This is a genomic window from Sphingobium sp. B2 (genome assembly GCF_007693735.1).
Classification (GTDB): domain Bacteria; phylum Pseudomonadota; class Alphaproteobacteria; order Sphingomonadales; family Sphingomonadaceae; genus Sphingobium; species Sphingobium xenophagum.
The window spans coordinates 2,166,313-2,187,422 of record NZ_VDBZ01000001.1 but is presented as its reverse complement, the minus strand read 5'-3'; the positions used below and the strand labels follow the sequence as shown (position 1 = coordinate 2,187,422).

Annotated in this window: 24 protein-coding genes; 12 read left to right on the top strand and 12 right to left on the bottom strand. The window is 64.6% G+C overall.

The window, feature by feature from the left end; translation table 11 throughout:
- The first annotated feature begins 49 nt into the window (after nt 1–49).
- A complete protein-coding gene (gene def, locus FE851_RS10570; protein ID WP_026002120.1) occupies nt 50–580 on the top strand; it encodes a peptide deformylase in 531 nt (176 codons plus the stop codon).
- Nucleotides 581–684: 104 nt separating this feature from the next.
- Here the strand turns inward: def and phoB are convergent, their stop codons facing one another.
- The 7 genes from phoB to FE851_RS10535 all read right to left on the bottom strand — a co-directional run bounded on the left by phoB (nt 685) and on the right by FE851_RS10535 (nt 8,118).
- Nucleotides 685–1,386 (bottom strand): phosphate regulon transcriptional regulator PhoB, encoded by a 702-nt coding sequence (phoB, locus tag FE851_RS10565; RefSeq protein WP_026149749.1) that lies wholly within the window; start codon nt 1,384–1,386, stop codon nt 685–687.
- Between the two features lie 5 nt (nt 1,387–1,391).
- Nucleotides 1,392–2,084, bottom strand: coding sequence for a phosphate signaling complex protein PhoU (phoU, locus tag FE851_RS10560; RefSeq protein ID WP_017181559.1), 693 nt, complete (start codon nt 2,082–2,084; stop codon nt 1,392–1,394).
- Between the two features lie 17 nt (nt 2,085–2,101).
- Nucleotides 2,102–2,890: a phosphate ABC transporter ATP-binding protein PstB gene (gene pstB, locus FE851_RS10555; RefSeq protein ID WP_145202246.1), complete on the bottom strand. Its 789-nt coding sequence runs from the start codon at nt 2,888–2,890 to the stop codon at nt 2,102–2,104.
- Nucleotides 2,891–2,898: 8 nt separating this feature from the next.
- On the bottom strand, nt 2,899–4,140 hold the full coding sequence (gene pstA, locus FE851_RS10550) for a phosphate ABC transporter permease PstA (protein WP_095687012.1): 1,242 nt from the start codon (nt 4,138–4,140) through the stop codon (nt 2,899–2,901).
- Between the two features lie 124 nt (nt 4,141–4,264).
- Nucleotides 4,265–5,659 carry a phosphate ABC transporter permease subunit PstC gene (gene pstC / locus FE851_RS10545; protein ID WP_107125453.1) on the bottom strand — a complete coding sequence of 465 codons (1,395 nt, stop codon included), beginning with the start codon at nt 5,657–5,659 and terminating at the stop codon, nt 4,265–4,267.
- Nucleotides 5,660–5,667: 8 nt separating this feature from the next.
- Nucleotides 5,668–6,738: a substrate-binding domain-containing protein gene (locus FE851_RS10540; RefSeq protein ID WP_145202243.1), complete on the bottom strand. Its 1,071-nt coding sequence runs from the start codon at nt 6,736–6,738 to the stop codon at nt 5,668–5,670.
- Nucleotides 6,739–6,873: 135 nt separating this feature from the next.
- Nucleotides 6,874–8,118 (bottom strand): sensor histidine kinase, encoded by a 1,245-nt coding sequence (locus FE851_RS10535; RefSeq protein WP_026002117.1) that lies wholly within the window; start codon nt 8,116–8,118, stop codon nt 6,874–6,876.
- 98 nt (nt 8,119–8,216) lie between these two features.
- Here FE851_RS10535 and FE851_RS10530 point away from each other — a divergent pair, with 98 nt between their 5' ends.
- The 4 genes from FE851_RS10530 to FE851_RS10515 all read left to right on the top strand — a co-directional run bounded on the left by FE851_RS10530 (nt 8,217) and on the right by FE851_RS10515 (nt 11,008).
- Nucleotides 8,217–8,657 (top strand): hypothetical protein, encoded by a 441-nt coding sequence (locus FE851_RS10530; protein ID WP_145202240.1) that lies wholly within the window; start codon nt 8,217–8,219, stop codon nt 8,655–8,657.
- Between the two features lie 217 nt (nt 8,658–8,874).
- Entirely contained in the window at nt 8,875–9,162 is a 288-nt protein-coding gene (locus FE851_RS10525; protein WP_145202237.1) for an HPr-rel-A system PqqD family peptide chaperone, read from the top strand.
- Nucleotides 9,159–10,022, top strand: coding sequence for an HprK-related kinase A (locus tag FE851_RS10520; RefSeq protein ID WP_145202234.1), 864 nt, complete (start codon nt 9,159–9,161; stop codon nt 10,020–10,022). The genes FE851_RS10525 and FE851_RS10520 overlap by 4 nt, the downstream gene beginning before the upstream one ends.
- Nucleotides 10,019–11,008, top strand: a complete 990-nt coding sequence (locus tag FE851_RS10515; protein WP_145202231.1) for a nucleotidyltransferase family protein — start codon at nt 10,019–10,021, stop codon at nt 11,006–11,008. The genes FE851_RS10520 and FE851_RS10515 overlap by 4 nt, the downstream gene beginning before the upstream one ends.
- 5 nt (nt 11,009–11,013) lie before the next feature.
- Here the strand turns inward: FE851_RS10515 and FE851_RS10510 are convergent, their stop codons facing one another.
- Nucleotides 11,014–12,375 (bottom strand): amidohydrolase, encoded by a 1,362-nt coding sequence (locus FE851_RS10510; protein ID WP_145202228.1) that lies wholly within the window; start codon nt 12,373–12,375, stop codon nt 11,014–11,016.
- Between the two features lie 261 nt (nt 12,376–12,636).
- Here FE851_RS10510 and FE851_RS10505 point away from each other — a divergent pair, with 261 nt between their 5' ends.
- Genes FE851_RS10505 through FE851_RS10500 form a run of 3 tightly spaced genes read left to right on the top strand, consistent with a single transcriptional unit; the run spans nt 12,637 to nt 13,334 of the window.
- Nucleotides 12,637–12,885 (top strand): hypothetical protein, encoded by a 249-nt coding sequence (locus FE851_RS10505; protein WP_255209758.1) that lies wholly within the window; start codon nt 12,637–12,639, stop codon nt 12,883–12,885.
- 32 nt (nt 12,886–12,917) lie between these two features.
- On the top strand, nt 12,918–13,046 hold the full coding sequence (locus tag FE851_RS26715; RefSeq protein ID WP_017181547.1) for a hypothetical protein: 129 nt from the start codon (nt 12,918–12,920) through the stop codon (nt 13,044–13,046).
- 3 nt (nt 13,047–13,049) lie between these two features.
- Nucleotides 13,050–13,334 carry a hypothetical protein gene (locus tag FE851_RS10500; RefSeq protein ID WP_145202225.1) on the top strand — a complete coding sequence of 95 codons (285 nt, stop codon included), beginning with the start codon at nt 13,050–13,052 and terminating at the stop codon, nt 13,332–13,334.
- Nucleotides 13,335–13,356: 22 nt separating this feature from the next.
- Here the strand turns inward: FE851_RS10500 and FE851_RS10495 are convergent, their stop codons facing one another.
- Nucleotides 13,357–14,148, bottom strand: a complete 792-nt coding sequence (locus FE851_RS10495; protein WP_017181545.1) for a 3-hydroxybutyrate dehydrogenase — start codon at nt 14,146–14,148, stop codon at nt 13,357–13,359.
- A complete protein-coding gene (locus FE851_RS10490) occupies nt 14,145–15,320 on the bottom strand; it encodes a patatin-like phospholipase family protein (protein WP_017181544.1) in 1,176 nt (391 codons plus the stop codon). Before FE851_RS10490 ends, FE851_RS10495 begins: the two co-directional genes overlap by 4 nt.
- Before the next feature lie 146 nt (nt 15,321–15,466).
- Here FE851_RS10490 and FE851_RS10485 point away from each other — a divergent pair, with 146 nt between their 5' ends.
- Nucleotides 15,467–16,339, top strand: coding sequence for a neutral zinc metallopeptidase (locus FE851_RS10485; protein WP_145202222.1), 873 nt, complete (start codon nt 15,467–15,469; stop codon nt 16,337–16,339).
- Nucleotides 16,340–16,341: 2 nt separating this feature from the next.
- On the opposite strand, the gene FE851_RS10480 is transcribed toward FE851_RS10485, so the two are convergent.
- Both FE851_RS10480 and FE851_RS10475 read right to left on the bottom strand, forming a co-directional pair.
- Nucleotides 16,342–16,689: a hypothetical protein gene (locus FE851_RS10480; protein ID WP_145202219.1), complete on the bottom strand. Its 348-nt coding sequence runs from the start codon at nt 16,687–16,689 to the stop codon at nt 16,342–16,344.
- A gap of 75 nt (nt 16,690–16,764) precedes the next feature.
- Nucleotides 16,765–16,896 (bottom strand): hypothetical protein, encoded by a 132-nt coding sequence (locus FE851_RS10475; RefSeq protein WP_261370893.1) that lies wholly within the window; start codon nt 16,894–16,896, stop codon nt 16,765–16,767.
- A 162-nt stretch (nt 16,897–17,058) separates the two neighbouring features.
- On the opposite strand from FE851_RS10475, the gene FE851_RS10470 reads away from it, so the two are divergent.
- Genes FE851_RS10470 through FE851_RS10460 form a run of 3 tightly spaced genes read left to right on the top strand, consistent with a single transcriptional unit; the run spans nt 17,059 to nt 21,007 of the window.
- A complete protein-coding gene (locus FE851_RS10470; protein ID WP_145202216.1) occupies nt 17,059–19,749 on the top strand; it encodes a bifunctional [glutamine synthetase] adenylyltransferase/[glutamine synthetase]-adenylyl-L-tyrosine phosphorylase in 2,691 nt (896 codons plus the stop codon).
- The gene (bcp, locus tag FE851_RS10465; RefSeq protein ID WP_145204328.1) at nt 19,749–20,210 is read left to right on the top strand and encodes a thioredoxin-dependent thiol peroxidase; all 462 of its coding nucleotides are present in this window, start codon (nt 19,749–19,751) and stop codon (nt 20,208–20,210) included. The genes FE851_RS10470 and bcp overlap by 1 nt, the downstream gene beginning before the upstream one ends.
- Nucleotides 20,207–21,007 (top strand): ferritin-like domain-containing protein, encoded by an 801-nt coding sequence (locus FE851_RS10460; protein WP_145202213.1) that lies wholly within the window; start codon nt 20,207–20,209, stop codon nt 21,005–21,007. Before bcp ends, FE851_RS10460 begins: the two co-directional genes overlap by 4 nt.
- Nucleotides 21,008–21,110: the final 103 nt, after the last annotated feature.

Here is a 21,110-nt window from a genome sequence, read left to right as displayed (position 1 = left end):
CGCACCGTGGATCGCTTGAAATCCTGCGTCTTTCCGCTATTTTATGAAGATGGCCATTCTTCCCATCCTAGAGGCGCCGGACCCGCGCCTGCGCACCATTTCGACCCCCGTGGAGTCGATCGACGACGATCTGCAACGTCTGATCGACGACATGTTCGACACTATGTATGACGCGCCGGGCATCGGCCTGGCCGCGATTCAGGTCGGCGTGCCCAAGCGGGTGCTGGTGATGGACTTGCAGGAACCGGAATCCGACGCGGAGGACGCTCCCCCGGTCAAGAAGCCGATGGTGTTCATCAACCCCGAAATCCTCAAGGAATCGGAGGATTTGTCCGTCTATAACGAGGGCTGCCTGTCCGTTCCCGACCAATATGCGGAGGTGGAGCGTCCCGCGACGATCCGCGCCAGCTGGATGGACCGTGACGGCCGCATTCATGAGGAACAGCTCGACGGGCTGCTCGCCACCTGCCTCCAGCATGAAATGGACCATCTGGAGGGCGTCCTCTTCATCGACCATCTGTCGCGCATGAAGCGCGACATGCTGATGAAGAAGCTGACCAAGGCCCGCCGCGCCGCCTGATTTATGTCCGTCATCCCGGCGAAAGCCGGGATCTCGCTTCCTTTGGCGCGGCGCTGCAAGAACAAGGAAGATGCCAGCCTTCGCTGGCATGACGGGGGGCTGTGTCAGCTCACCCCGTCAGTATCGAGCGCATAGCCCGCCGACCGCACGGTGCGGATGATGTCCTGAAACTGGCCATCGCCGTTGATCGCCTTGCGCAGGCGGCGGATATGGACGTCGACGGTGCGCAGTTCGATGTCGCTGTCCTGCCCCCACACGCTGTCGAGCAGACGTTCGCGTGAGAATACCCAGCCGGGATGCTCCAGAAAATGGCGCAGCAGGCGGAATTCGGTGGGGCCGAGCGGGATCACCTGCCCGCCGCGCCGTACCTTGTGCCCCACCGTGTCCATCTCGACATCGGCAAAGGTCAGCGTTTCGCCGGCCAGCGCCGGGCGTACCCGCCGCAGCACCGCGCCGACCCGCGCCACCAGCTCGCGCGGCGAAAACGGCTTGGTCACATAATCGTCCGCGCCCGTTTCCAGCCCGCGCACCCGATCCTCTTCCTCACCGCGCGCGGTCAGCATGATGATCGGCACATTGGCGGTGCCGTTGGCGCGGCGCAGGCGGCGGCACACCTCGATCCCCGACAGGCTTTCCACCATCCAGTCGAGCAGCACGATGTCGGGCACATTTTCCTGCGCCATCAACAGGGCTTCCTCGCCATCGACCGTATGGGCGACGTCGAAATCCTCACGCTTGAAATGCCAGATCAGCAATTCGGCCAGCGCTGCGTCATCCTCGACCAGCAGCATTTTTGCACGGGCCATGGTCCTTATTCCTCCGCCGCCGCGCCGCCGCGATCGCGGTCGGGCAGGGTCTGGCCCGTGGCCGCATAATAGACCATTTCAGCGACATTGGTCGCATGGTCGCCGATCCGCTCGATATTCTTGGCGATGAACAGCAGATGCGCGCATTCGCTGATCGTCTTGGGATTTTCGACCATATAGGTGACCAGCGTGCGGAACACGCTGTTGTAGAAATCGTCGACCACCGTGTCGCGCTCGACTACGGCGACCGCCAGATCGGGATCGCGCGCGGCAAAGGCGTTGAGCGCGTCATGCACCATCTCGCTCGCCACCTGTCCCATGGACGGCAACAGCGACACCGGCTCCAGCGTGCGCTGGTTGACCATGATCAGCGGCACCCGCTTGGCGATATTCTTGGCATAATCGCCAATCCGCTCGACCACGCCGACAATCTTGAGCGCGGCGATGACGTCGCGCAGGTCGTTGGCCATCGGCGCGCGGAGCGCGATCACCTGGATGACCAGCTTTTCGACTTCCGCCTCGATCGCGTCGATACGCTTGTCGTCGGCCACCACCTGCGCCGCCAGCGCCAGATCCTGCCGTTGCAGCGCGGTCATTGCGCTTTCGATGGCAGCTTCGGCCCGTCCGCCCATTTCCGCGATCAGGCCGCGCAGCCTGTCGATTTCCTCGTCGAACGCCTTGATCGTATGTTCAGCCATATTCGTTTCTCCCGCGATCAGCCGTAGCGACCGGTGATATAATCCTTGGTCCGCTCCTGCGTCGGGTTCGTAAAGATGTCGCTCGTCACGCCATATTCGACCAGATCGCCGAGGTGGAAGAAGGCGGTGCGTTGCGACACGCGCGCAGCCTGCTGCATGTTGTGGGTCACGATGACGATCGCATAGCGGCCGCGCAGTTCGTGGATCAGCTCCTCGATCTTCGCCGTTGCGATCGGGTCCAGCGCGGAACAGGGTTCGTCCATCAGGATGACCTCCGGCTCCACCGCAATAGCGCGGCCAATGCATAGCCGCTGCTGCTGCCCGCCGGAAAGGGCAGTGCCGCTGTCGTGCAGCCGGTCCTTCACTTCTTCCCAAAGGCCCGCGCGGCGCAGCGACTTTTCGACGATCACGTCCATGTCCGCCTTGGCATGGGCCAGGCCATGGATGCGCGGCCCATAGGCGATATTTTCGTAGATCGACTTGGGGAAGGGATTGGGCTTCTGGAACACCATCCCGACCCGCGCGCGCAGTTGCACCACGTCCATCGACGGGGAATAAATATCGTCCCCATCCAGCGTGATCGTGCCTTCCACCCGCGCGCTGGCGACCGTGTCGTTCATGCGGTTCAACGTCCGCAGGAAGGTCGACTTGCCGCAGCCCGACGGGCCGATGAAGGCGGTGACATGGTCCATGTCGACGTCGATCGACACGCCCTTTATCGCCTGCTTCGCGCCGTAAAAGACCTTGACGTCGCGGGCCGACATTTTGGGGTTGGCAATGGCCAGAGGGTTTGTTGCTTCGGTCATGGGCGCGTTTACCACCGTGTTTCAAACTTGTTGCGCAGATAGATGGCCAGGCCATTCATCGCGAGAAGGAAGGCCAGCAGCACGATGATCGCGGCCGACGTCTTTTCGACAAAGCCCCTGGAGACTTCATCGGACCACAGGAAGATCTGCACCGGCAACACCGTCGCGGGATCGTTGATCCCGCCCGGCGGCGTTGCGATGAAGGCGCGCATGCCGATCATCAGCAGCGGCGCGGTTTCGCCCAGCGCGCGCGCCATGCCGATGATCGTGCCGGTCAGGATGCCGGGCAGCGCCAGCGGCAGGACATGGTGGAACACGACCTGCACCGGCGAGGCGCCGATGCCGAGCGCCGCGTCGCGGATGCTGGGCGGGACGGACTTGATCGCGTTGCGCCCGGCAATGACGATGACCGGCATCGTCATCAGCGCCAGCGTCATGCCCCCGATCAGCGGCGCCGATCGTGGCAGGTGCATGAAGTTGAGGAAGATGGACAGGCCAAGCAGGCCGAAGATGATGGAGGGGACCGCCGCCAGATTGTTGATCGACACTTCGATAATGTCGGTCCACCACGTCTTGGGCGCATATTCCTCCAGATAGAGGGCGGTGGCCACGCCAACCGGGAAGCTGAGCGCCAGCGTCACCAGCATCGTCAGCAACGAACCCTTGAACGCGCCCCAGATGCCGACCTGGGTCGGATCGGTGCCGTCGCTGGACGTCAGGAAGCCCCAGTTGAAGCCGGTCGTCAGCAACCCTGCCTTGCGCAGGCGCTCCACTGCCGCTTCGGCTTCCGGCGCGCCTTCATGCTTGGCGGCGAGGTCTATGGTGGTCGAGGCTGGAACACGGATCGTCACCGTCTGTCCCAATATCGCGGGATCGGCCTTGATCGCATCGCGGATGCTGATCCAGGCGGTCGGCGACAGCAGGGCGTCGGCGTCCGGGCCGAGCGCTGCCTTGGCGACCTGCCCGGTCACCATCGGCAGATTGGCATTGGCCAAGGCTGCGTCGGTGATGTTGGCCGGATCAAGCAGCAGCGGGGATGCCGGGAAGTTGACCTGAAGCGCGATTTCCGTGCGGGTGAACCCGCGCAGCCCGTTGCCGATCATCGTGAACAGCAGGAAGGCGAGGAAGGCGGCAGAGAGCGCCACGGCGAACAGGCCAGCGAATTTGAACCGTCGCTCGGCCGCATAGCGCCGCGCAATCCGCTTGCGCATCGCGTCCGACTTCCAGTCGGTGGGGTTGCGAGTGGTCATTCTGTCTCTCCCCGTTCGGGCTGAGCCTGTCGAAGCCTTCCACTGAGCGCAGCGAAGTGACCTCCCTCCGGTCGGTCGAACCCTTCGACTTCGCTCAGGGCGAACGGATGTTGGGTGTTCCGGCTCATTCGTAAGCCTCGCGATATTTCTTCACGACCCGCAGGGCCACGATGTTGAGCAGCAGTGTGACGATGAACAGCACCAGGCCGAGCGCGAAGGCGGCCAGCGTCTTGGCGCTGTCAAATTCCTGGTCGCCGGTCAGCAACTGGACGATCTGGGTCGTCACCGTGGTCACGCTGGCAAAGGGGTTGAGGGTCAGGTTCGCGGCCAGACCGGCGGCCATGACCACGATCATCGTTTCGCCGATCGCGCGGCTGACCGCCAGCAATACGCCGCCAACCACGCCGGGCAGGGCGGCCGGGATCAACACCTTGCGGATCGTTTCGCTGGTGGTCGCGCCCATCGCCAGGCTGCCGTCGCGCATCGACTGCGGCACGGCGGCGATGCTGTCGTCGGCCATGGAGGAGACGAAGGGAATGATCATCACGCCCATCACCAGACCAGCCGCCAGCGCGCTTTCCGACGAAGCGCCATGAATGCCGATCGTCACCGCAAAGTCGCGCAGTGCAGGCGCAATGGTGAGCGCCGCGAAATAGCCATAGACAACCGTTGGAACGCCCGCGAGCATCTCCAGCGTCGGTTTCATCCATTTGCGCACGACGGGCTGGGCATATTGGGTCAGATAGATGGCGCTCATCAGGCCCAGCGGAATGGCGACGACCATGGCGATGATCGCGCCGATGAAGATGGTGCCCCAGAAGAGCGGCACCGCGCCGAACGCATCCTTGTTGCCATAGCCCATCGCCGCCGATTGCGGCGACCATTTGGTGCCGAACAGGAAGTCCAGCGGATTGACCATGGAGAAGAAGCGGAAGCTTTCCCACAGCAGAGACGCGACGATCCCCACCGTCGTCACGATCGCGATCAGCGATGCGATCAGCAGCGTCGCCATCACCAGCCGTTCGACCCGCGTGCGCGCCCGGAAATCGGGGCGAACGCGCGTGAAGGCATAGGCACCGCCGGCAAAGGCCAGCACGATCGCCAGCACAGCGCCCGCCAGGCCATATTTGCTGATGGCGGCGCGATAGGGTTCGACCAGTCCCTGCGACAGCGGATTGAACGCGCCCGCCTGCGCCCCCGTCGCGATCGCCCGTGCCTCACCCAATATGGCGGAGCGCGAGAAATCGTCGGCGGGCAAGCTTTGCGCCGCCGGATCGGCCAGCACCGCCTGCGTCACCAGACCGGGCGCGATATTGGACCAGACCGCCAGAAACAGGACCGCCGGGACGATCGCCCACAAGGCGACATACCAGCCATGATAGCCCGGCAGCGAATGGACGGCATCGCGCCGCCCGGTCGCCCGTGCCACGGTCTGCAAACGCATGGCGCGGGCGCGGGCGCTGACCCAGGCGATAGCGCCCAGGCCAGCGAGCAGCAGGAAAAGTGCGGGACCGGTCATTATGGCCCTTACTTCAGCTTGGAGCCGTCAAGCACGGTCAGCGCCTTGATCGTTTCGGCGCTGGCCTTGCGGACATCTTCGGGGGCCGCGACCATGCCGCGCTTGGTGAGGGCGCCATCGGGCGCCCAGTTGGCGGCGAAGGTGTTGAGATAGTTTTGCAGCCCCGGAATGGCCGCAATATGCGCCTTCTTCACATAGATGTAGAGCGGACGCGCACCCGGATACTGGCCGGTCGAGACCGTTTCATAAGTCGCCTGGATGCCGTTGATCGGCACGTCCTTGAGCGTGTCCTTATTCTCTTCCAGGAAGCTGTAGCCGAATATGCCGACCGCATTGGGGTTCGCGCCCAGTTTCTGGACGATCAGATTGTCATTCTCGCCCGAATCGACATATTTGCCATCCTCGCGGACGCGGGTGCAGGTCGCCTTATAATCGTCCTCGTTCTTCTCTTTCAGTTCCTTCATCGCCGGGTCGGACTGGCAACCTTTTTCCAGGATCAGTTCCGCCAGCGAATCGCGCGTGCCGCTGGTGGAAGGAGGACCGAATACCGAAATCGCGATGGCGGGCAGGCTGGGATCGACATCCTTCCAGGTCTGCGCCTTGTTCGGGCCCTTGCCATAGGGATTGGCCGCCAGCGCCTCATAGACGATTTTCGGCGTCAGCTTGTAGTCGGGGCCATTTTTGGATTCGGCAAAGGCAAGGCCGTCGACGCCGACCTGTATTTCGACGATGTCCTTGACCCCATTGGTCGCACACATGTCGAATTCGGATTTCTTCATCCGGCGCGATGCATCGGCAATGTCGGGATGCTGGGCGCCGACGCCCGCGCAAAACAGCTTCATGCCGCCGCCAGTGCCGGTCGATTCGATGATAGGCGACTTCATGCCGGGATTGCCCTGAACGAACAGTTCGGCAACCGCCGTCGCGAAGGGATAGACTGTCGACGATCCGACCGCGCGAATCTGGTCGCGAGTCTGGCCCGCGCCGCCGCTGCCGCTCTGGTCGCCACAGGCGGACAGGGAAATGACGCTCAATGCCGTTGCGGCGAACAGGGTGAATTTATGCACGGAAACCTCCATTATGAAAGGCCGCGATTCGCTGTTCGCTGCCTCCTTTGACCGGCGCTATAGGGCCGCTCCATCGCGGCATTGTGACATTCAGGTTGCAGTTTGATGACATCGCAAAAGGCGATGATGACAGGATCGCTATTTTGGTCAAACCTGCCCGGCTTCCGCCTCGTTCATCAGCGGCAGCAGCACGGTTACGGTCGTTCCCTTGCCCAAAACGCTCGCTACGTCCAGCCGCCCGCGATGCCGTTCGACAATATGCTTGACGATCGCCAGCCCCAGCCCGGTGCCGCCCATCGCCCGGCTGCGCCCTGAATCGACGCGGTAGAAGCGCTCGGTCAGGCGCGGCAGATGGTCCGGGCCTATGCCTTCCCCTTCGTCGGCGACGGACAGCCGGCACATGCGGCTGCCGCCTTCGCTCAGCGTCACCCGGATCGGCGTGCCGGGGCGGCCATATTTGACCGAATTGCCGATCAGATTGTGCAGCAGTTGCGACAGCTGCGCCCGATCGCCCTGCACCGCCTGCCGCCCCGGCGCGACATCCATCTCCACCTCGCGGCCACGCTCGCCGTGGCTGGATCGGAACACGTTGACCGCTTCGGCGACCAGTTCGCCCAGATCGACAGCGTCCGCGGGCGCGCGATATTTCTCCGCCTCGATCCGCGACAGCGAGATCAGGTCATCGACCAGTCGCTGCATCCGCCGCGCTTCGCCATCCATGATTTTCAGGAAGCGCTGCCGGGTTTCGTCATCCTTGCCCAGTTCGGGATCGGCCAGCGTTTCGATAAAGCCCAATATCCCGGCCAGCGGCGTGCGCAGTTCATGGCTGGCATTGGCGACAAAATCGACCCGCATCCGCTCGGCGGCATGGGTGCCGCTATGGTCGACCAGATGTACCAGGCGGCGCATGTCCGCCACCGCGCCCACCGGCGCGACCCGCATCTGCCAGCGCTGCTCGCGCGTGCCCAGCCCGACCAGTTCGATCATGAACGGTTCGGCCAGCGGGGCAAGGCTCGCCAGTCGTTCGGCGGCGGCAGGATGGCGGATGGCGATGCGGGCATCCTCCCCCTCGATATGCGCGCCCAGCAGGCGTTGCGCCGCCCGGTTGACCCGCGCGATCCGCCCGCGCTCCACCAGCATCAGCGGATCGGAAATCCCCTCCAGCAGGCTCGCAAAATCGGGATGGTCGATCAGGTCCGGCTCGTCCAGCGTCACTTTCGGTACGTCGCGCCGTGGCGTACCGGCTTCGGCGGTAATGGCCAGGACGATCACGCCCGCCAGCACCGGCAGCATGACGGCAAAGGGGGATGCGCCCATCATCAGGGCAGCGCCCGTGCTCAGCAGCAGGACGGCGAAGGAGGCGATGATCTGGGAAGGACTGAGTCGATTCATGGTTACCGCACTGGATTTGTCGCGCATTTGCTGCGATGTCTGGCCCAATAGCGTGCAATCATGACGCTTTGGCAAGCCCGATAGCGGACCAGGATCAGATGAGCGAGCCGATGACCGGACAGGATGATGACCAGCAGCCCGATATGGCTGCGCAGGCCGACACGCCCGATCTGGCCCTGCCTTCGCGTCGCCAGTTGTTGATGGGTGGCGCAGCGGCGGCGTCCGCGATCGTGTCGATCCGCCCGGCGCTGGCCAATACCGCCGCCTCGGTCCTCAACTGCACGATACCCGTGCCGGATGCCGGCCGGGCGGGCAATCTGATCGCCCCCAATGGCCAGCTCGTCCCCGCCGGGACGCCCGGCGCCTTTCCCGGCGCGGGGCGCCCCTTCACCGGCGAACAGGTCAAGCAAGCCTTGCGGGGACGCCCGCTGCCGGGCACCAGCTATCAGCAGAATCAGGCCTATCTCAACTATATCCGCCGCCTTCAGTCCGGCACCAGCGGCTTCACCTGCTACGCCTCGCTCCAGATGCCGCGTTAGGCACTTGGCTACCCCTCTGCGTTAGGGCAGGGCGGATGTATGTGAGGCCAACATCTCCTTCATCGTCACCCTGAACTTGTTTCAGGGCCCATTTCACCAGATCAAGCAGTTGTTTGGGACGAGAAATGGATGCTGAAACAAGTTCAGCATGACGGGCATGTGGTGGCACCATATGCAATAGCGCCGGAGCAGGGCGCTGCTTATGGGGTAGCAGAGAGTGACAGCGACGAAACTCTATCGGCGGGACGAAGCGGATTCGGTGACCGCCTGCGCGCTCGACGACATCGTCCTGCTCTATCATCCCCGGTCGGGCCAGACCCATATGGTGATCAGCCCGGTCCCCGAAATTCTTGATCAACTGGCCGATGGCGGCCCGGCCAGCGTGGCGCAGATCCATGACCGGCTGGCCCGCAGCTTCGACCTTGGCCCGGCAGACGAGGCGATGGACGAAATCGCCGCCCATCTCGACGCGCTGGTGGCGCTCGGCCTGGTGCGTCCGGCATGAGGCACCATCTGACGTTGCGCATTGGCCCGGCGACCTTCCGCATCGGCTCCGCCTGGCCAGCGCCGATCGCCCGGCTTGCCAGCCTCTACGCTGCCTATCCGCAACCCGTCGACGCCATCGCCGATTTCACCGTCCGGCTCCAGCCGACCAGTCTTGTGCGCCGCTTCATCCGTCCGTCCATTTTCATCACCGGCGACCATGGCCTGGCCGATGCCGCGCCGATGAGCCTGTCCCATGGCCTGCTCGCGGCGGAGATGGGGATGAACCTGCAAATGGCGCTGGGCTGGCGGCGGCACCTGCTGCTTCATGCCTCCAGCGTCGAAAAAGATGGTCGCGTGCTGGTGATGACCGGCGAGTCTGGCTCGGGCAAATCGACCCTCGCGGCCCTGCTTGGCGAACGTGGCTGGCGCTTCATGGGCGATGAATTTGCCTTGCTGGACCTTGATAGCGGCGCGATCCTGCCTTTTCCCCGCCTCGTCAGCCTCAAGAATCGCGCGATCGACGTGGTGGCGGGCCAAGTCGGGGAGGGGCGCATGGGGCCGCTGCTCGCCGCCACGGCCAAGGGCGACATTCGCCATATGGTCCCCCGCCATGATGCGGTCGCGCGCATGGGGCAGGGGGCGTTGCCCGCACTGCTGCTTTTCCCCCGCTTCGGCCACGCCGCCGATGTGCGTGCCGTTGGCCAGGCGGAAATCTTCATGCGCCTGACGCAAGCCTCGACCAATTATGTCGCGTTGGGCGAACCCGCTTTCACGGCGCTGACCCGGTTCGTGCGCGATGTTCCCGCCCGCGCGATCGACTTCCCGACGGGTGAGGACGCCATCGCCATGGTCGAACGGCTGTGGGAGGAGAGGGCATGAGCGCCGCGCTGCTGGTGCGCGCGCTGCGTGACCCTGCGTCCGTCGCCGGGCTGGACGCATCCGGCTGGAACGGCCTGATCGCCGCCGCGCGTGCCGAACGGCTGATCGGGACGCTGGCGTTTCGCCTTGATGGGGTGACGGTGCCCTCAGCGCTCACGCCGATCCTGTCCGATGCGCGGCTGGATGCCGCCCGCGAAGCGCGGCAGGCGCTATGGGAGGCTGACCGCGCGGCGCAGGCGCTTGGGGCTTTGGGCGTGCGTGTCGTCCTGCTCAAGGGCACGGCCTATGCCGCCGCCGGACTGAAGGCCGGGCAGGGCCGCTTCATCGGCGATCTCGACATCCTCGTGCCGGTCGAGGCGATGGCGGCGGTCGAACAGGCGCTGATCGCAGCGGGCTGGGAATGGGTGAAGGATGATCCCTATGACGATGCCTATTATCGCCAGTGGATGCATGAACTCCCACCGATGATCCACGCGACGCGCGACCGGATGATCGACGTGCATCACACGATATTGCCGCTGACCGCGCGGCAGACCCCCGATGCCGCCGCGATGATCGCCGACGCCGTGCCAGTGGAGGATGGCCTTTTCGTCCTGTCCCCCGAAGATCGGGTCGTCCATGCCGTCGCCCATATGCTGGCCGATGGCGATTTGCAGGGCGGGCTGCGCAACCTGTGGGACATCCATCATCTGCTGGCCGACACTGACCCGGACATATTGGCGACCCGCGCCGCCCGCCATGGCCTGACGCCCCATGTCCGGCAAGCGCAGCGACTCGCCGCCGCGCTCTACGGCCCCGGCGCGCGCCTGACCCTGTGGGATCGCCTGATCCGCGCCCGGCTGCTGGCCCGCGACGGCTGGGGCCGCGAGACCCGCAAGGCGCTGGTGTTCGCCTTCTTCCTGCGCTCCCACTGGCTAAGAATGCCGCCCTTGATGCTGGCCCGGCACCTGTGGACCAAATGGCGCAAGGGGCATCGGCCGCAATAGGCAGCCTACTCCTTCTTCAATATATCCAGCGCCAGCACCGTCATCGCTTCGCTCGCCGTTGCTATCACCGCGTCGGCTTGCGGCGCCCAGAAAGGGCTGTGGAGCGACGGGAGCGATCCCTGGCCCGCCTGTGCCGCCGCCATCTTGTCCGCGGGCACGCCGCCGACCCAGAAGATGAAGCTGTGGATGCTCTTGTCCGCGCGATAGAAGCGGCCGAAATCCTCGCCGCCCATCACCGCCTGGGTCTTGACCACCCGGCCTTCGGGGAAATGCCCTTTCAGCACGCCTGCCATCTGTTCGGCAAATTCGGGCGGGTTGTAGGTGGAGGGGGTGAATTCGTCCTTCACCGTCACCACCGGCATCCGGTCGTCCGGCACCCCGGCCGCGATCGCTTCGCCGCGCGAAATGCGCTTGATCCCGTCGATCAGCTTGGCCCGCGTCTCGTCCGAATAGCTGCGGATCGTCAGCAGCAATTTCGCTTCGTCAGGGATGATATTATGCTTGGCCCCGCCTTGGAAACTGCCCACTGTCACGACCGCCGGGTCGGATGGCTCCTGCTCCCGGCTCACCAGCGTCTGCAGCGTCCCTACGATCCGCGATCCCAGCACGATCGGGTCTTTGGTCGTTTGTGGATAGGCGCCATGGCCGCCCACGCCCCGCACCAATATGTCCACGCTGTCGACATTGGCCAGCGCATAGCCGGGCGTATAGCCGATCTTGCCCGCCTCCAGATTGGCCGCGTCGTGAAAGGCGATGGCGTGGGTCGGCTTGGGGAAGCGGGTATAGAGCCCGTCCTCCAGCATCAGCCGCGCGCCGCGCCCGACTTCCTCGGCAGGCTGGAGGATCATCACCAGCGTGCCTTTCCACTCATCCTTGGCCGCCGCCAGCAGCTTGGCCGTTTCGATAAAGGCGGTCATATGCGTGTCATGGCCGCAGGCATGCATGACGCCCGTCTCGACGCCTTCGGGCGTCTTGGTACGCACTTTCGACGCGAAGGGCAGCCCGGTCTGTTCGACGACCGGCAACCCGTCCATATCCGCCCGGATCAGCAGCACCGGGCCGGACCCGTTCTTCATTACCGCAACCACGCCCGTGCCGCCGACCTTGTCGGTTACGTCGAACTTCAACGCTTTCAGCCGTTTGGCGAGCTTCGCGGCGGTATTGACTTCCTGTTCCGACAATTCGGGATTGGCATGGAGGTCGCGATAGAGCGCCATCAGCCCTTCCATATCCTTCGCTATGGTCGCGCCGATCGCGCTTTGCGGCGTTTCCGCCGGGGCTGTCGGCGCCGTTGCCGGATCGGTCTGGGCGATCGCGATGGAGGTGAAGCTGGCGACGGCCAATATGGCTGCGAGCGCATGGCGCATGATGAAAGTCTCCCTTGGCTGCCCGCAGCATAAGGCGATTTCAGGGCGGTGAAAGGGGGGCTGCGTGCCAAATGCCGAAAAAGCGGCGGCCCTTGTAAACCCGTCCCGTCGATACTATTTCACAAGTGAAAGGAACGATCCGCCGCATTGCGTGGCGCGATGATCGTCCATCCTCCTGCGACATGCTAGATCCGCGCGCGTCCGACGAAGCGCATCCTGTTGCCCTGCTATCCCGATCCCTCGCGCAAAGGAGCCTGCTCCATGGCCCAGACATCCGCCTTCTGCCTTGCCCAGCAGTCGATCCATCACGCCCGTTCCCTGTCCGAAACCCTGCCCAACGCCCGTGGCGTGGCGCTGGCCGCTGCCAATGCCTGGGGCCGGGAAGCCAAGCTGGCCGCGAGCGCCGAACGCCGCCGCGCGACGCGCACGATCACGACGGAGGATGAGGCAATCGCCGCCGAATTTCGCGCTGAAGATGACGCCGAAGCCGCGTTGAACGCGGCGCGCTGACCTCCCTCTCACATAGCGGAAAGATCCAGATCATGGCCAAGGGTCAGAAGAAATCGAACCGGGAAATCCGCAAGCCCAAGGCGGGAAAACCGCCCAAGGCCAATGCGTCCAACCCGTCTACCAAGCCCGGCCCGGTCGGCATCGTGACGTTGAAAAGCTGAACGATGGCGACCGACACACCCGATCAGTCCGCGCCAGCGCCCGCTTCCAACCGCACATCGCCGGGTCGGCGCTTCACGCCGCACAATGCCGTGCGCCTGTCCCCGGCGGAAGCCGAGCGACAGGGCCGCGTCACCCGGATCGCGATCGAGAGGCTGGGCGCGCCTGCCGCGATCCTGTTCCTCAACAGCCAGCATGACGGCATGGCCGACCGCCCGCTGCCGCTGGCGACGGCGAGCGAGGAGGGTCTGCAAGCGGTGCTGCGCCGGCTGGAGGCTAGCCCGGCCTGACGTCAGGCCGGGCGGCGCGTCATCATTGCGCCGTCCATCCCCCGTCAATGCTCATATTCGCGCCCGTGATATTGGCGGCGGCGTCGCTGCACAGGAACAGCGCCATTGCGGCGACCTGTTCGACCGTCACGAACTGCTTGGTCGGCTGGCCCGCCAGCAGCACGTCGTTCATGACCTGCTCGCGCGTCATGCCGCGCGCCTTCATCGTGTCGGGGATCTGGTTTTCAACCAGCGGCGTCCAGACATAGCCGGGCGAAATGCAGTTGGCGGTAATGCCGCAGGTCGCGACTTCCAGCGCCACGGTCTTGGTAAAGCCTGCCAGGCCATGCTTGGCGGTCACATAGGCGCTTTTGAACGGGGACGCGGTCAGCGAATGCGCGCTGGCGGTCTGGATGATCCGGCCCCATTTCTTGCTCTTCATATAGGGGACGGCCAGCCGCGTCGTGTGGAATGCGCTGGTCAGATTGAGCGCGATGATCAGGTTCCACTTGTCGACCGGGAAATCCTCGACCGGGGCGACATGCTGGGTTCCGGCATTATTGATGAGAATATCGACCCCGCCAAAGGTAGCGGCGGCCTCCGCCATCATGGCCTCGATCTCTTCCTGCTTGGTCAGATCATGGCCGCTGTAGAGCGCCTTGGCCCCGCTCAGTTCCTCCAGGCCCAACCGCTCCTTTTCGATCGCGTCCTTGTCGCCAAAGCCGTTGATGACGACATTCGCGCCTTCGCCAGCCAGCGCCTTGGCATAAGCGAGGCCGATGCCGGATGTTGATCCGGTGATCAAAGCGGTCTTGCCAGCGAGGGACTTGCTCATGCCTTTTTCTCCTTGAGATGATCGGGACGGTCGAGGTCAAACGTGGCGCTCTTGCCATCCAATATGTTGCGGGCGATCAGGTCGCCCTTGTGCATCACTTCTTCCACCGCGTCGCGGCCCTGGCTCCAATGGTCCAGCATCGTGGCGCGGGAAAATTCGAAATCCTTCGCGCCGCTTTCCCAGTTGCGGCTGCGGTAGATGAGGTGGACGATGTTGATCGATCCGGTTTCGACATATTGACGCAACTGCTGCGCATCCGCATCGTTCCGCAGCTCTTCGGGCAGTTTGTCGAGCAAAGCGCGGATCGTGCCATGTTCGCGCCGCAGCCGCAGATACTGGTCCGTCACCTGCCGGGTACGGCTGCTATATTGAATGTCCTTGGTCCGCGAATAGACGTCGGTCATCTGGCGCGGCATCGGCCCTTCGGCGGGGAACAGATCGACCTGAAACACCAGCATGTCTTCTGTCTGATGGTCCAGCACATGGGCCAGCGGCGTATTGGATACGATACCGCCGTCCCAATACCAGCGCCCGTCAATCTCGACCGGCGGCAGGCCAGGCGGCAGCGCGCCCGACGCCATGATGTGGCGCGCGTCGATCCGGGTGTTGCCGCCCGGCCCGCGCGTGTCCCAATAGGCGAAATTGCCCGTTTCCACATCGACCGCGCCAACCGAAAGCCGCACTGGCCCGTCATTCAGCAAGTCCCAGTCGATACAGGCGTCCAGCGTGTCTTTCAGCGGCGCGCTGTCGTAAAAGCTGATCGCGCCGGCCGATCCTTCGGGCATCATCGTCGCGGGCCACAGGCGCGGGCGGAACATGCCCGGCACGCCGAAGGTCGCGACCGTCCCTGCGGCGGCCAGATGCGCGATCTCGCGGATATGGTCGATGTCGGGCAGCAGGATATTGGGCATCCCGCCCGATACGGTATACCAGAATTTCTTGAGGCGGCTGATCCGCCGGTGGGGCGGGTTGCCCGCGATGATCGCGGCGTTGACCGCGCCGATCGATATGCCCGCAACCCAGCTGACATCGACCCCCAGTTCGTCCAGCCGTTCATAGACGCCAGACTGGAAGGAACCCAGCGCGCCGCCCCCCTGAAGCAGGAGCGCGACTTCGCGGGGGAGGGGCAAAGGCGTGCGGGCGCGGCGGAGGGGCTTTGGCTGAATATCCATGATGCAGTGCAATATAGGCTTTGCGAACGGCAATCCAACTTTATGTCGCCAGATAAAATTTGCTTTGTCCGCAACCCTCTGGCCATTCCGGCGGTTTGCAGCATCCGGTGAATCGGCTAGGCACAGGCCTGAACAGGGAGGGCGTCATGCGTCTCGACGACGAACAGGAAAGCAGCCATTTCGAGGTGCAGGACGGCCGGGGCGGCGGAGGCGGCTTTGGTGGCGGCCTCGGCATGCTCCTGCCGCTGATCGGCAGCAGATTTGGGTGCGGCGGCATTGTCGTGGCGCTGATCATCATGATGGTCATGGGTATGAACCCGTTGAGCCTGATCGGCGGCGGCGGGGGCGGCCAGCCTGTGCAGACGCAGCGCCCTGCGACGACCGAACTGACCGATATTCAGCGTACATCCCTCAAAGTGCTGGGATCGACCGAGCGCCGCTGGGACGAGATTTTCAGGGCGGAAGGACAGACTTATCCCCCGCCGACATTGGTATTCTACAGCCAGAATGGCCAGTCAGGCTGCGGCGCGGCACAGGCGGCGATGGGGCCGTTCTACTGCCCCGCCGACCAGCGCATCTATATCGACACCGATTTCTTCAAGGAAATGGAGACGCGGTTCAACGCGCCGGGCGATTTCCCGATCGGCTATATCATCGCCCATGAGGTCGGCCATCACATCCAGACCATCACGGGCGAGGCGGACCGGATTCGCAGGGCGCAGCAGCGCGCATCGGAGGCGGAGGGCAATGCGCTGCAGGTGAAGATGGAATTGCAGGCGGATTGCTATGCCGGGGTGTGGGCGGCGCGCGACACCAATCTGATGGAAGCGGGCGACCTGGAAGAAGGGATGCGCGCGGCAGAGGCGATTGGCGATGACACGCTGCAAAAGGCAGCGGGACGTCGTCCAGTGCCCGAAAGCTTTACCCATGGCAGCAGCGTCCAGCGCATGGCCTGGCTGCGCAAGGGCTTGTCGACCGGCGATCCGGCCCAGTGCGACACGTTCAACGGATCGCTCTGAGCCTATTGTCCTTGATCGTCGGTTGATGCGGCCTGATCTGCCTCCGGGTCGAACATCTGGCCGTTGGCGTCCGTTGGCGCGGCGCTTGTTTCCGGCAGGCCAGCGCCGGGGGCGAGCATCGGTTGCCCGGCTCCGGCCATCGGCTGGCCAAAGGCTGGCGCATCCGCAGGCGGGGGTGGCAGGACGGCCGGTTGCGCTGCGGGCGCGGTGACGGACGGCGGTGGCGACGTGCCGATGATGGCGGGCTGCAATGGGGAAGATTCGGGACGCCTGGGCAACACATCCTGTACCGCCAGCACGACCAGGGGTGCTGCGATCACCGTGCAGATGGCAAAATTGCGGTATATCATCGCCTGGACTTCTTGCTGATCGACCGGGCGACAATATCCAAAATCGGTAAATAAATGCCTGTGCCGACCAGCGCTTTACCGGCTGAACACATCGAGCCGGGCCAGCAGGGCGGTCATATCGTCGGGCAGCCCATCGCGCGGCGGTGCGTAGGTAGCGCGCAGCGCATTGCCAACGCCTTCATAAGGCAGGGGAAGCGCGACAGTCACAACCCGTCCCTTGTCGCCTTGGCGACCCGGTGCCGATCGGCCGGACGATTTGCGCTGCATTTCCATGTCAGTAGAACGGACGTCGCAGGCAAAAGTTTCTGGCATTCGTCGCAAGCCCAAGCGATAGCGCGCGACAGCAGGCCCGGCGCAAGGGGAGAGACGATGGTGACGGACTGGTCCGAAACATTGGCGCGGATACGCGGCCATTCGCCCTTTCTGACGCGCGCGCTGGATCGCTACCCTGAAGTGGCGGCGGCGCTGGCGACCGGAGACATGGACGCGGCTCTGGCTGTGGCGCAGGCGCTTGGCCAGCCGGAGGATGGCGTCGCCCGGTCCTTGCGGCGGCGGCGCACGGGGATCGCGCTGGTGACGGCGGCTGCCGATCTGTCCGGGGCATGGGGGCTGGACCGGGTGACGCGCACCCTGTCCGATTTCGCCGATACCGCCGTGGAGGAAGCGCTGGCCGCCGCCATGGCCGAACGCTATCCCGATGCCGAGCATAAAGGGTTCGTCGTGCTGGCGCTGGGCAAGCATGGCAGTCGCGAGCTGAATTATTCGTCGGATATCGACCCCATACTGCTCTACGATCCCGCCACCCTGCCGCACGGCCCGCGCGAAGATCCCGCCGATGCGGCGGTCCGGATCGGGCGGCGGATGAGCGAATTGCTGACCGCGCGCGATGGCGACGGCTATGTATTCCGGGTCGACCTGCGCCTGCGTCCCTCGCCCGAAGCGACGCCGATCGCCCTGCCGGTGGAAGCGGCGATCGGCTATTATGAATCGACCGCCCTGGGGTGGGAACAGGCGGCCTTCATCCGGTCGCGCGCGGCGGCGGGGGACATGGCGCTGGGCGACTATTTCCTGCGCCAGATCCGTCCCTTCGTCTGGCGGCGGCATCTGGATTTCAGCGCGATCGACGCGATCGTCGACATCAGCCGCCGAATTCGCGACCATTATGCGCAGGGGCAGGCGTTCGGGCCGGGATTTGACCTGAAACGGGGGCGGGGCGGCATCCGCGAGGTCGAATTTTTCGCGCAGGTTCACCAGTTGATCCATGGCGGTCGCGACCCGGCGCTGCGATCGGGCAATACGCGGCTGGCATTGGCGGCGCTGGCGCAGGCGGGGTTGATCGAGCCTGACGTCGCGGCGCGGCTGGACGAGGCTTACGTCCTGTTCCGCACCATCGAGCACCGGCTTCAGATGGTGGAGGATTTGCAGACCCACGAACTGCCCAAATCGGCGGAAGCGATGGACAATGTCTCGCGGCTCCATGGTGTGGCCGATGGCGACGCGCTGTTGGACCTGTTGCGGCCGCAGGTCGAATGGGTCGGGCAGAATTATGACCGGCTCAGCCCCGAACAGGATGACGCCTCCCTGTCGCAGGATGAGGCGCTGCTGGCCGGGCAACTGGTCGAGATGGGCTTTGCCGATCCTGAAACGGCGATGGCGCGGATCGCCCACTGGCGCGCGGGCAAGGTGCGGGCGCTGCGCAGCGGTCCCTCACGCGAAGCGCTGGAAAGCCTGCTGCCCGGCCTGATGCGCGCGCTGGCGACCGCGCCCGATCCGTCGCGCGCGCTCAACCGGCTGGACGACATGATCGGACGACTGCCCAGTGCGATCAATTTCTTCAAGCTGCTCGCCGCGCGGCCTGCGCTGGTCGCGCTGCTGGCGGAGATATTGAGCCATGCGCCGACGCTGGCCGATGCGCTGGCGCGGCGGGCGGAACTGATCGACGGCCTGATCGACGCCACGGCCTTCGACCCGCCGCCGCCGGTCGAGATATTGGCCGGGCAACTGGCCGCGCTGGAGCCGGGCGAAGATTATCAGGCCTTGCTCGACCGGGTGCGCCAGCGCGTGGGCGATCGCCGTTTCGCGCTGGGCGCGCAGATCATCCGGGGCGGCGATCCGCTGGAGGCCGGGCGCGGCTATGGCCGGGTGGCGGAGGCCGCGATCGAGGCGTTGGCGGCTGGGACGGTTGCGGAGTTCGAGGCAGCACATGGCCGGGTGCCAGGGGGCGAGATCGTCATTCTGGCGCTGGGGCGGCTGGGGGGCGGGGTGTTGACCCATGCATCGGACCTGGATGTCATCTTCCTGTTCACCGGCGATTTCCGCGCCGAATCCGATGGTCGGAGGCCTCTGGGCGCGACCCAATATTTCAACCGGCTGGCGCAGCGCATCGTCAATGCCCTGTCGGTCCATACCGCGTCCGGCCCGCTCTATGAGGTCGATACGCGGCTCCGCCCATCCGGCGCGCAGGGCCTGCTGGCGGTCAGTTTCGACAGTTTCGCCAAATATCAGCGCGAAGAGGCATGGGCCTGGGAGCATCTGGCGCTGACGCGGGCGCGGCCGATATTCGGATCGGCCATGGCCCGCACGGCGTTGGCCGCCATTCTGACCGAAACGCTAGAAAAAGATCGTAATATCAATGATCTACAGCGAGAGGCCGTCAAGATGCGCGGCGACATCGCAACCCATAAGCCGCCAGCCAGCGAACTGGACGTCAAATTGGTGCCGGGTGGTCTGGTTGATCTGGAATTTCTGATCCACATCAATCAATTCCGCTACGGCATGGCGTTCGACCCTGATCTGGGCAAGGCGCTGGCCATGCTGGTGGAGGCGGGTCATCTGCCTGCCGATCTGATCGAGGCCCATGCGCTCATCACGCGCTATTTGATTGTGTCGAGGTTAGTGTCGCCTTCTTCGACCGAACCGCCCGAAGCGACGCGCCCGCTGGTCGCCCGCGCCTGTGGTGCTGAACATTGGGACAGGTTGCTTGAAAGCTATGCCAAGGCGCGGCAAAGCATAGCCCAAGCCTGGGCCGCGCTCGCCGCGCCCTATCAGGAGGATATGTGATGCTGGTACAAGGCGACAGCGCGCCAGACGTCGCGCTCAAGGATGCCGATGGCGCGGACTTCACCCTGGCTCGCTATCGGGGCAAGCCGGTCGTGGTCTATTTCTATCCCAAGGCCGACACGCCCGGCTGCACCAATGAGGCCAAGGATTTCACCGAACTGGCCGGCGATTTTGCCGCGCTGGGTGTGCCGGTGGTCGGCGTGTCGAAGGACAAGCCCGCCAAGCTCAAGAAATTCGCCGACAAATATGGCCTGACGGTCACATTGGCGTCGGACGAGCCGGGCGATGCCTGCGAGGCGTTCGGGACATGGGTCGAAAAGTCGCTCTATGGCCGCAAATATATGGGGATCGAGCGGGCGACCTTCCTGATCGGTGCAGACGGCGTTGTCGCGCGGGTCTGGCCCAAGGTGAAGGTCAAGGGGCATGCCGCCGAGGTGCTGGAGGCGGCGAAGGCGCTTTGACCCTGCCCGATAGTGTCGGGGCGGCGTGCCGCCATGTCCTGCTGACTGCCGATCCCCATGCCAAGGTCATGGCCGCGCGCGCCATCGCGCGGGCGTGGCGGCTGGGACGGCTGGCGCACCGCTTCGATGGGACGATGCCCGATCAGCCCGCGCGCCCGGACGCGCCCGTCCTGCTGCATCCTGGCCAGATGCCCCGGCGCGGCAAGATGGGGTCTGCGCGATCGCGCGTCGCCATGCTCCACGCGCTCGCCCATATCGAATTTGTCGCGATCGACCTTGCGTTCGACCTGATCGGTCGTTTCGGGGACCAGTTCCCACCGGCCTTCGTCGACCAGTGGATGCAGGTCGGTGCTGAGGAAGCGATGCATTTCGCGCTGCTCGACCGGCGGCTGCGCCAGTGCGGCAGTCATTACGGCGCGCTCCCCGCCCATGACGGGCTGTGGCAGGCGGCGGAGGAGACGGCGCACGACGTTCTAGCCCGGCTCGCCATCGTCCCGATGGTGCTGGAAGCGCGCGCCCTAGACATCACGCCAGCGACGGTCGAGCGGTTCGAAGGGGCAGGCGACTTTGTGTCGGCAAAGTCCCTGCGCCGCATCATGGCGGATGAGATTCGCCATGTCGCTGCGGGGACGACATGGTTTCTTGCGGCGACGAACCGATTGGGCCTGTCCGCCCCAAATCATTACCAAATGCTTGTGAAAAGGCATTTTCGTGGTTCGGTTAAGCCACCGTTCAACGACTCAGCGCGTCGGCAGGCCGGTTTGACGCTAGAATTCTACGCCGCGCTTGCAACATGACCGCCGATTTGCAGTCTGCCTAACAGCGGGGGCGATCCAGGTCGCCAAAAAGTAACACGGGAAGCGCCGAGGGGCATAAGCCTCCGGTGACATAGTCGGGGTC

Bases quoted from the DNA above. Each gene is read 5' to 3' on its own strand.
- FE851_RS10470 (WP_145202216.1), top strand. From the start codon at position 17,059: ATGGTGACGGACTGGTCCGAAACATTGGCGCGGATACGCGGCCATTCG.
- def (WP_026002120.1), top strand. From the start codon at position 50: ATGGCCATTCTTCCCATCCTAGAGGCGCCGGACCCGCGCCTGCGCACC.
- FE851_RS10495 (WP_017181545.1), bottom strand. From the start codon at position 14,148: ATGAGCAAGTCCCTCGCTGGCAAGACCGCTTTGATCACCGGATCAACA.
- FE851_RS10535 (WP_026002117.1), bottom strand. From the start codon at position 8,118: ATGAATCGACTCAGTCCTTCCCAGATCATCGCCTCCTTCGCCGTCCTG.
- bcp (WP_145204328.1), top strand. From the start codon at position 19,749: ATGCTGGTACAAGGCGACAGCGCGCCAGACGTCGCGCTCAAGGATGCC.
- FE851_RS26715 (WP_017181547.1), top strand. From the start codon at position 12,918: ATGGCCAAGGGTCAGAAGAAATCGAACCGGGAAATCCGCAAGCCCAAG.
- pstB (WP_145202246.1), bottom strand. From the start codon at position 2,890: ATGACCGAAGCAACAAACCCTCTGGCCATTGCCAACCCCAAAATGTCG.
- FE851_RS10500 (WP_145202225.1), top strand. From the start codon at position 13,050: ATGGCGACCGACACACCCGATCAGTCCGCGCCAGCGCCCGCTTCCAAC.
- FE851_RS10520 (WP_145202234.1), top strand. From the start codon at position 9,159: ATGAGGCACCATCTGACGTTGCGCATTGGCCCGGCGACCTTCCGCATC.
- phoB (WP_026149749.1), bottom strand. From the start codon at position 1,386: ATGGCCCGTGCAAAAATGCTGCTGGTCGAGGATGACGCAGCGCTGGCC.
- FE851_RS10480 (WP_145202219.1), bottom strand. From the start codon at position 16,689: ATGATATACCGCAATTTTGCCATCTGCACGGTGATCGCAGCACCCCTG.
- FE851_RS10510 (WP_145202228.1), bottom strand. From the start codon at position 12,375: ATGCGCCATGCGCTCGCAGCCATATTGGCCGTCGCCAGCTTCACCTCC.
- FE851_RS10530 (WP_145202240.1), top strand. From the start codon at position 8,217: ATGAGCGAGCCGATGACCGGACAGGATGATGACCAGCAGCCCGATATG.
- FE851_RS10505 (WP_255209758.1), top strand. From the start codon at position 12,637: ATGGCCCAGACATCCGCCTTCTGCCTTGCCCAGCAGTCGATCCATCAC.
- FE851_RS10540 (WP_145202243.1), bottom strand. From the start codon at position 6,738: ATGGAGGTTTCCGTGCATAAATTCACCCTGTTCGCCGCAACGGCATTG.
- FE851_RS10490 (WP_017181544.1), bottom strand. From the start codon at position 15,320: ATGGATATTCAGCCAAAGCCCCTCCGCCGCGCCCGCACGCCTTTGCCC.
- FE851_RS10515 (WP_145202231.1), top strand. From the start codon at position 10,019: ATGAGCGCCGCGCTGCTGGTGCGCGCGCTGCGTGACCCTGCGTCCGTC.
- pstC (WP_107125453.1), bottom strand. From the start codon at position 5,659: ATGACCGGTCCCGCACTTTTCCTGCTGCTCGCTGGCCTGGGCGCTATC.
- FE851_RS10485 (WP_145202222.1), top strand. From the start codon at position 15,467: ATGCGTCTCGACGACGAACAGGAAAGCAGCCATTTCGAGGTGCAGGAC.
- phoU (WP_017181559.1), bottom strand. From the start codon at position 2,084: ATGGCTGAACATACGATCAAGGCGTTCGACGAGGAAATCGACAGGCTG.
- pstA (WP_095687012.1), bottom strand. From the start codon at position 4,140: ATGACCACTCGCAACCCCACCGACTGGAAGTCGGACGCGATGCGCAAG.